Raw genomic sequence first — 7533 nt, forward strand, 5'->3', positions numbered from 1 at the left:
TTGTTCACAAAAAAGAAGAATCCTTCTCCCTCACCTCGGCGCAGCCGCCCGCCGCAACCGATCATTGATCGCCGCCCCCAGCCCCTCATGCGGCACCGGCGCCGCCGCAATCCCCGCCAATCCCGCCGCCACCGATGCCGCGTCCAGCCGATGCAGCGCCTCGAACAAATGCGCCGCCGCCTCCCGCAGATCACCCGCCGCCGATAAATTCACCATCACCGGCGCCGCAACCACCGCTGGCCCGAACCCAAGCCAGGATTCCGACTCACTAGGTGCCACGGCATCGAGCCGGATCGGCAGCGACGGCGCATAATGCGACCGCATCATCCCCGGCGCGATAATAATCCCCGCATCGGCGGCATAGCCAACCGGCCCGATCACCGCCTCCAGCGCCTCACGCGCAACACCGCCGGGCCGCAGAATCGTCGCTGTCGCCGTGGTCAGATCGACAATGGTCGATTCCACCCCCACGCTGGTCGGCCCGGAATCGAGCACCGCCGCAATCCGCCCGGCCAGATCCCCATGCACATGCGCCGCACACGTCGGGCTCAGCCGGCCGGACCGATTGGCCGAAGGTGCCGCAATCGGCACACCCGCCGCCTCAATCACCGCGCGCGCCGTCGCATGGCCCGGCACCCGCACCGCCAGGCTCGCCAGCCCCGCCGCCGCCAGGCTGGAAACCCCGCTCCCGGCACGGCGCGGCAACACCAGCGTCAACGGCCCCGGCCAGAACGCTTCAGCCAGACGCCGCGCCCGCTCATCCGCGATCACATGAACAAAAGCCTGCGCCGCATCGGGAAAATGGCAGATCAGCGGATTGAACTGCGGCCGCCCCTTCGCCGCATAAATCCCCGCAACCGCATCACCATCGGTCGCATCCGCCCCCAGCCCATAAACCGTCTCGGTGGCAAACGCGACCAGACGACCCGTTCGCAACAACAATGCCGCCCGCGCGATGCCATCGGCATCATCGCGCAAAACCTCGGTCATGCCTCGTCGGGTTCGGGGGCCGGCGGCAGGTCGCGCGCCACTTCCGGGCTATGCAGCAACCGGTTGATCCTGGTCGCCTCATCGAGCGCCAGATCGGGTTGGAAATGCAGGTTGGGCACGAATTTCGTCCGCATCCCCTGCCCGATCGCGCTGCGCAGAAACGGCCCGACCCGCTTGAGCGCCGGCAGCAACGGATCGGTCGGAACATTGCCCAGCCGCGAGACGAACACCGTCGCGTGCTTCAAATCCGGGCTCATCCGCACCTCGGCCACCGTCAGATGCACCCCGATCAGATCAGGATCACGAAACTCGGTGCGCGCCAGCACGGCCGAAAGCCGATGCCGGATATCCTCGGCCACCCGCCGCATCCGCTGCGACGGGCCGTCCTGCACCTTGCCGGCAACGCTGGCCCGGTCGGTCCTGCCCCGGCCCCTGCCCGCGCCGGTCATGCTGGAACGAGTTCGGTCTCGTAACATTCCACCACATCGCCTTCGCGAATATCGCCGAACCCGGCAAAGGACAGGCCGCATTCATAGCCGCGCGCCACTTCGCGCACATCGTCCTTGAACCGCTTGAGCTGCGACAGCTCGCCCTGATGCACCACCACGCCCTCGCGCAACAGCCGCACGCCGGCGCCGCGCTTGACCAGCCCTTCGGTGACATAACAACCCGCCACCTTGCCGGTCTTGGTGATGTTGAACACCTGGCGGATCTCCGCGTAGCCCAGGAATTTCTCACGATGCACCGGCGCGAGCTTGCCCTTGACCAGTTTTTCGATGTCGTCAGCCACCTGATAGATGATGCTGAAATACCGTATATCGACGCCGTCCCGGTTCGACAGCGCGCGCGCCTGCGCATTGGCCCGCACATTGAAGCCGACCACGATCGCATCCGACGCCTTGGCAAGCTGCACGTCGCTCTCGGTGATCTGCCCAACCGCGGCCAGCAGCACCCGCACCCGCACCTCGTCATTGCCGAGCTTGGTCACCAGCGCCTGAATCGCCTCGGCGCTGCCCTGCACATCGGCCTTGATCAGCAGGGCGACTTCCTTCTGCTCACCGGCCTGAATGCGCGCCAGCATCTGATCGAGCGTGCCGCGCGCCGCCGCACCGGCCACCGCGTTGGTCTCGCGCAGACGGCGCTGACGGAACTCGGCGATCTCGCGCGCCCTGCCCTCATCCTCGACCACCACGAACGCCTCACCGGCCGATGGTACGCCCGACATGCCCAGAATCTCGACCGGCACCGAAGGCCCGGCACTGGTCACCGGCTTGCCATGCTCATCGAGCATCGCGCGCACGCGGCCCTGTTCGGTCCCCGCCACCACGATATCGCCCTGCTTGAGCGTGCCCTTCTGGACCAGGATGGTCGCAACCGGCCCGCGCCCACGATCGAGCCGCGATTCGATCACCGCACCCTCCGCGCTGCGATCCGGATTGGCCTTCAGATCAAGAATTTCGGCCTGCAGCAAAATCGCTTCCTGCAACCGGTCGAGCCCTTCGCGCTTCAACGCGGACACTTCGACATCCTGCGTCTCGCCGCCCATTTCCTCAACCGCGATGTCATATTGCAGCAACTCGCTGCGCACCCGCGTCGGGTTGGCGTCCGGCCGATCGATCTTGTTGATCGCAACGATAATCGGCACGTTCGCCGCCTTGGCATGGCGGATCGCCTCGATCGTCTGCGGCATCACCCCATCATCGGCGGCCACCACCAGCACGACAATGTCGGTCACCTGCGCGCCACGCGCCCGCATCGCGGTGAACGCCTCATGGCCCGGCGTATCGATGAAAGTCATGCGCTCACCGCTCGGCAGAGTCACCTGATAGGCACCGATATGCTGGGTAATGCCCCCCGCCTCGCCGGCGGCAACGCTGGTCGAACGCAGCGCATCGAGCAAACTGGTCTTGCCGTGATCGACATGGCCCATGATGGTCACCACCGGCGGCCGTGTCCGCATGTCGGCATCGGCATCCACCACGCCCTCGAGGCCGATTTCGACATCGCCTTCCGAAACGCGCTTCGATTTATGGCCGAATTCCTCGACCACGATCTCCGCGGTATCCGCATCGATCGATTGCGTCGCGGTCGCCATCACGCCCAGCTTCATCAAGGATTTGACGACGTCAGGCACCCGTGCGGCCATACGGTTGGCCAGTTCCTGGACCGTAATGGTCTCGGGCAGAATAACATCTCGCACAACGCGCACCTGATCTGAACGGAGCATTTCGAGTTCGGCCTGGCGACGCTCACGGTCGCGCTGCCGACGAACCGAGGCGAGCGAGCGAACCCGCTCATCCTCGCCCGACATGGCGGCCTGCACATCGATCCGGGCACCGCCACGGCGACGATCATCCACCACCTTCTTCGCGGGTGCCGCAACCGGCTTGCGCGCCGGCAATGCACCACCCCCGCCACCGGGGCGGCGGGCGACACGCGGCGCTTCATCCTCATCCTCGCGGCCACCGGCACGGCCGGCTTTCAGGCGCAGGGTCTCCGGCGTCACGGCTGCGGCCGGCGTGGTCGTGGCCGGCCGGCGTGGCGCGGTCGCGGCATCAACCCGGCGCGGCGGCGCGCTTGCCGGTGCGGCCGGCGCTGGCGTTGCCGGTGCGGCATCGGTCGCGGCCGGCGCTTCGACTGATTCGGATGGCTCGGCAACCGGCGCGGCCGGCGGATTGGCGGCCTCTTCCTCGCGGCGGCGCGATTCTTCCTCGATCCGCTTGCGGTTCTCTTCCTCGGCGACCTTGGCGGCCTCTTCCTCGCGGCGACGCGCTTCCTCGGCGGCGGACAGGATCGAAATCGTCTCCTGCTCGCGGCGCTCGGCATCACGCTTGGCGGATTCGCGCTGCTGCTCGGCCACGGCGCGCTGGCGCGCGGCCTGCTCGGTCGCGGTCAGGCTGCGCGGCACCGGTGTCACGGTATTGCCGCCACGCACCGGCGCGGGCGCCGGCCGGGTCGCGGTGGATTCGTTGGCGCTACCGGGGGCACCGCCGCGCTTCTTGCGCACCTCGACCTGCACCACTTTCGAGCGGCCATGGCTGAAGCTCTGCCGCACCGACCCGGCATCGACCGTACGGCCAAGCTCGGTCCGGTTCGCCGGCCGCAGCGAGAGCCGCCCTTTGGTTTCGCCTTGATCCTGCTCGTCGCTCATACAATCCGGTCCGTATTCAATTCAGTTTCTTAGTCTCGTAACCCGCGGCACCAGCCGCGCGCATCGCCAAAATCCGGGTGTCACCCCGGTTGCGGCTCTCTCTGCCCGCTCTCCGCCGCACTGGCAATGTCCCCCGCAATCACCGCGGGACGAACACCTGCCAATCTGGCGGCCTCGGTTGCGATCATACCAGCCAGTTTGCCAGGTCCGATCGAGACATGCACGGTGCGCTCGCGTCCGAAAACCGCACCAAGCCGCTGTGCCGAAAGCGGTCGCACCATGGCGACCTTGTGATGGCCCCGTACCCTGGCCTGTTCCGCCTCGCTGCCGTCGGACGCCATGACCAGCAGGGCAGTCTGCCCGGCCGCCAGCCGTTCCTTCACCTTCTCGAACCCGCCGACCGCCGCACCAGCCCGCCGGGCCAGCCCCAGCAACTCGACGACCCGATTTTCCAGAACATGCTCGACCCGATCGGCCAGCCGTTCAGGGATTACCAGCCGCTTGCCGGCAGCCTTGCCAAACACGCCGCGCTTGAGCGCCATGTCTACCACATCCCGCCGCGCACTCAACCACAGCCCACGACCGGGCAGGGTTGCAGCCACGTCGAACACCAGCGCGTCGCCCAGCATGGTCGAATCGGGCCCGACCACGAAGCGCAGCATCGTCTCACGCTCATGGCGCTCCCGCGTGACCAAACAACGGCGCAGCGGACCGACATGATCGGCCGCGTCGTCCTCGATCGTCTCGGATGCGGCCGGCTCGGGTTCAGGCAGGTGTTTCATCCCCTTCGAACCAGTGCGCGCGCGCCGCCATGATGATCGCATTGGCGCTCTCTTCATCGAGCGCCTCCTTGCCAACAATGTCGATCAGCTCATCGCTCGCCAGATCACCCAGATCATCCAGCGTCTTCACGCCGGCCTCACCCAACGCGACCAGCATCGCCGCCGACAGGCCTTCGAGATCGGCGAGTTCGTCGGTCACGCCCAGCGCGTTGCGCTTGTCTTCCAGCTCGCCCGCCCGCTTCTCGATCGCGGTTTCCGCCCGGCGCTGCAATTCGGCGGCAATGCCCTCATCGAACCCTTCGATCGAGGCCAGTTCATCCAATGGTGTAGAAGCCAAGTCTTCGATCCCTTCAAATCCTTCGGTGACAAGCAATCCAGCGATCACATCATCGACATCGAGCGCATCGACGAACAGATGCGAGCGCCGGCGGAACTCTTCCTGGCGCCGCTCGCTCTCTTCGGCCTCGGTCAGAATATCGATATCCCAGCGGGTCAATTGCGACGCGAGCCGCACATTCTGGCCACGCCGGCCGATCGCCAGCGACAATTGGGTATCCGGCACCACAACCTCGACCTTGCCGGCCTCCTCATCGAGCACGACTTTCGAAACCTCGGCCGGCGCCAGCGCATTGACCACGAAGGTCGCGGGGTTGGGCGACCAGGGAATGATGTCGATCTTCTCGCCCTGCAACTCGGCCACCACCGCCTGCACCCGCGAACCGCGCATACCCACACACGCGCCGACCGGATCGATCGAGGCATCCCGCGAAATCACCGCCATCTTCGCGCGCGACCCCGGATCACGCGAAACCGCCTTGATCTCGATGATCCCCTCGTAAATCTCCGGCACTTCCTGGGCAAACAATTTCGCGAGAAACCCCGGATGAGTACGAGACAAAAATATTTGCGGCCCGCGCGGCTCTTCGCGCACGTCGTAAATGAACGCCCGCACCCGATCGCCATTGTGCAGATTCTCGCGCGGAATCGTCTCATCACGCCGCAGCAGCGCCTCGGACCGGCCGAGGTCAACCATCAGATTGCCGTACTCGGTCCGCTTGACGACCCCGGTGATGATCTCGCCGACGCGGTCCTTGAACTCGTCATACTGGCGCTTGCGCTCATATTCGCGCACCCGTTGCACGATCACCTGCTTGGCGGTCTGCGCCGCGATCCGCCCGAAATCGATCGGCGGCAGCGGATCGATCAGATGCCCGCCGAGCTCGATCTCGGGTTTGAACTTCTTGGCAATATGCAGCGGAATCTGCGTCTCTTCATTTTCCACCACCTCGACCGCCTCGGTCCAGCGCGACAGCCGCACATCGCCGGTCTTGCGGTCGATCGTCGCACGAATATCCTTCTCATGCCCGTATTTGGCACGGCCGGCCTTCTGGATGGCCTGTTCCATCGCTTCCAGCACTTCGTCGCGGTCGATCTGCTTTTCGCGGGCAACGGCGTCGGCGACAAGGAGCAGTTCGGGGCGGGCAATCGCGGTGTCCATGGAAATCTCGCTCTTTTGCTCTGAATGGTTCAGTTCGGGGGAGACGGCGTTTCGGTCGCCTTGATCAAATCTTCGGTCAGGACGAGCTTGGCCTTGCGGATATCATGATGCGGCAAATCGACGGTCTCGCCGGTATCGAGCTTCACCCGTGCCGCGGTGTCATCCGCACTCAGCACGGTCGCGGTCACCCGCTTGCGCCCGGCTGCGATCGGAACATCCATCTCGATCTTGGCCAGATGCCCGGCAAACCGGTTCCAATCCTTCACCCGCGTCAACGGCCGGTCGATCCCGGTGGAGCTCACTTCGAGCGTCCACGCACTGCTGATCGGATCATCGACATCGAGCACCGCGGAGACCAGATGGCTGATCCGCTCGCAATCATCGAGCGAAAGCTGCGTCTGATCCGCCCGGTCCGCCATGATCTGCACGGTCGGCGTCTGCTTGCCCATGATGGTAACGCGAACAAGTTCATACCCGATCGATTCGAGCCCGGGGGCAATCAGATCGGCGATACGGCCCTCAAGGCCGGTGTGTTGCGGGCGAGTCTGGTTCAAGCTTGGCATTCTCGGAACAAAGGCGGTTGGGCAACAAAAAAGGCGGCCCGTTGAGGCCACCTCCGTGAAGGTTGGAGTATGATTTTTGTGCTCTATAGCGCCGGAAACGCGATGAGGCAAGGCCACGCTGAAGGGAAGGAAAATCTTCTTTTTTGTGAACAAAAAAGAAGCAAAAAAAACTTCACTAATCTGGGCCCGTGCCGTTGAAACCGCCCGCGCCCCAAAGTCAAAAAGTTTTTTGCTTCTTTTTTAGTAACTGCCCAGGTGTGTTCTGCTCCGGCATTTGACCGACTACGGGCAAGTGTGAGTCAAGGTGTGTATGGCATCGCCCGCACCTCCTGCTGCACCGGATATTCCGGCTGATGTTGCCTTCTACCAGGCGATCATCGCTGAATTGCGTGCTCAGAATGCGGTGCTTTTGGCGCGCGTGGCGGAGCTTGAGCGCCAACTTGGGCTGCATAGCGGCAACAGCGGCAAGCCGCCTTCCAGCGACGGGCTGAAGAAGCCGCCGCGCACCAGCAGCCTGCGCGCGGCGTCGGGCAAGCCCTCCGGCGGCCA

General features: G+C 64.9%; 7 protein-coding genes. 1 reads left to right on the forward strand and 6 read right to left on the reverse strand.

Annotated features, from left to right (window positions below):
• Nucleotides 1–30 precede the first annotated feature (30 nt).
• The 6 genes from BW994_RS14135 to rimP all read right to left on the reverse strand — a co-directional run bounded on the left by BW994_RS14135 (nt 31) and on the right by rimP (nt 6975).
• Nucleotides 31–990: an L-threonylcarbamoyladenylate synthase gene (locus BW994_RS14135; RefSeq protein ID WP_029312485.1), complete on the reverse strand. Its 960-nt coding sequence runs from the start codon at nt 988–990 to the stop codon at nt 31–33.
• Nucleotides 987–1466, reverse strand: coding sequence for a 30S ribosome-binding factor RbfA (gene rbfA, locus BW994_RS14140; RefSeq protein ID WP_035229262.1), 480 nt, complete (start codon nt 1464–1466; stop codon nt 987–989). Before rbfA ends, BW994_RS14135 begins: the two co-directional genes overlap by 4 nt.
• Entirely contained in the window at nt 1436–4141 is a 2706-nt protein-coding gene (gene infB / locus BW994_RS14145; RefSeq protein WP_029312487.1) for a translation initiation factor IF-2, read from the reverse strand. The genes rbfA and infB overlap by 31 nt, the downstream gene beginning before the upstream one ends.
• A gap of 80 nt (nt 4142–4221) precedes the next feature.
• Complete coding sequence (locus BW994_RS14150) at nt 4222–4923, reverse strand: DUF448 domain-containing protein (protein ID WP_051657433.1); 702 nt, start codon at nt 4921–4923, stop codon at nt 4222–4224.
• Entirely contained in the window at nt 4907–6421 is a 1515-nt protein-coding gene (nusA, locus tag BW994_RS14155; protein WP_029312489.1) for a transcription termination factor NusA, read from the reverse strand. The genes BW994_RS14150 and nusA overlap by 17 nt, the downstream gene beginning before the upstream one ends.
• Nucleotides 6422–6450: 29 nt before the next feature.
• Complete coding sequence (gene rimP, locus BW994_RS14160) at nt 6451–6975, reverse strand: ribosome maturation factor RimP (RefSeq protein WP_051657435.1); 525 nt, start codon at nt 6973–6975, stop codon at nt 6451–6453.
• Nucleotides 6976–7294: 319 nt separating this feature from the next.
• Here rimP and BW994_RS14165 point away from each other — a divergent pair.
• On the forward strand, nt 7295–7533 hold a 239-nt coding region (locus tag BW994_RS14165), incomplete at its 3' end, for a DUF6444 domain-containing protein (RefSeq protein WP_408736045.1).

This window comes from Acidiphilium rubrum, assembly GCF_900156265.1.
GTDB lineage: Bacteria > Pseudomonadota > Alphaproteobacteria > Acetobacterales > Acetobacteraceae > Acidiphilium > Acidiphilium rubrum.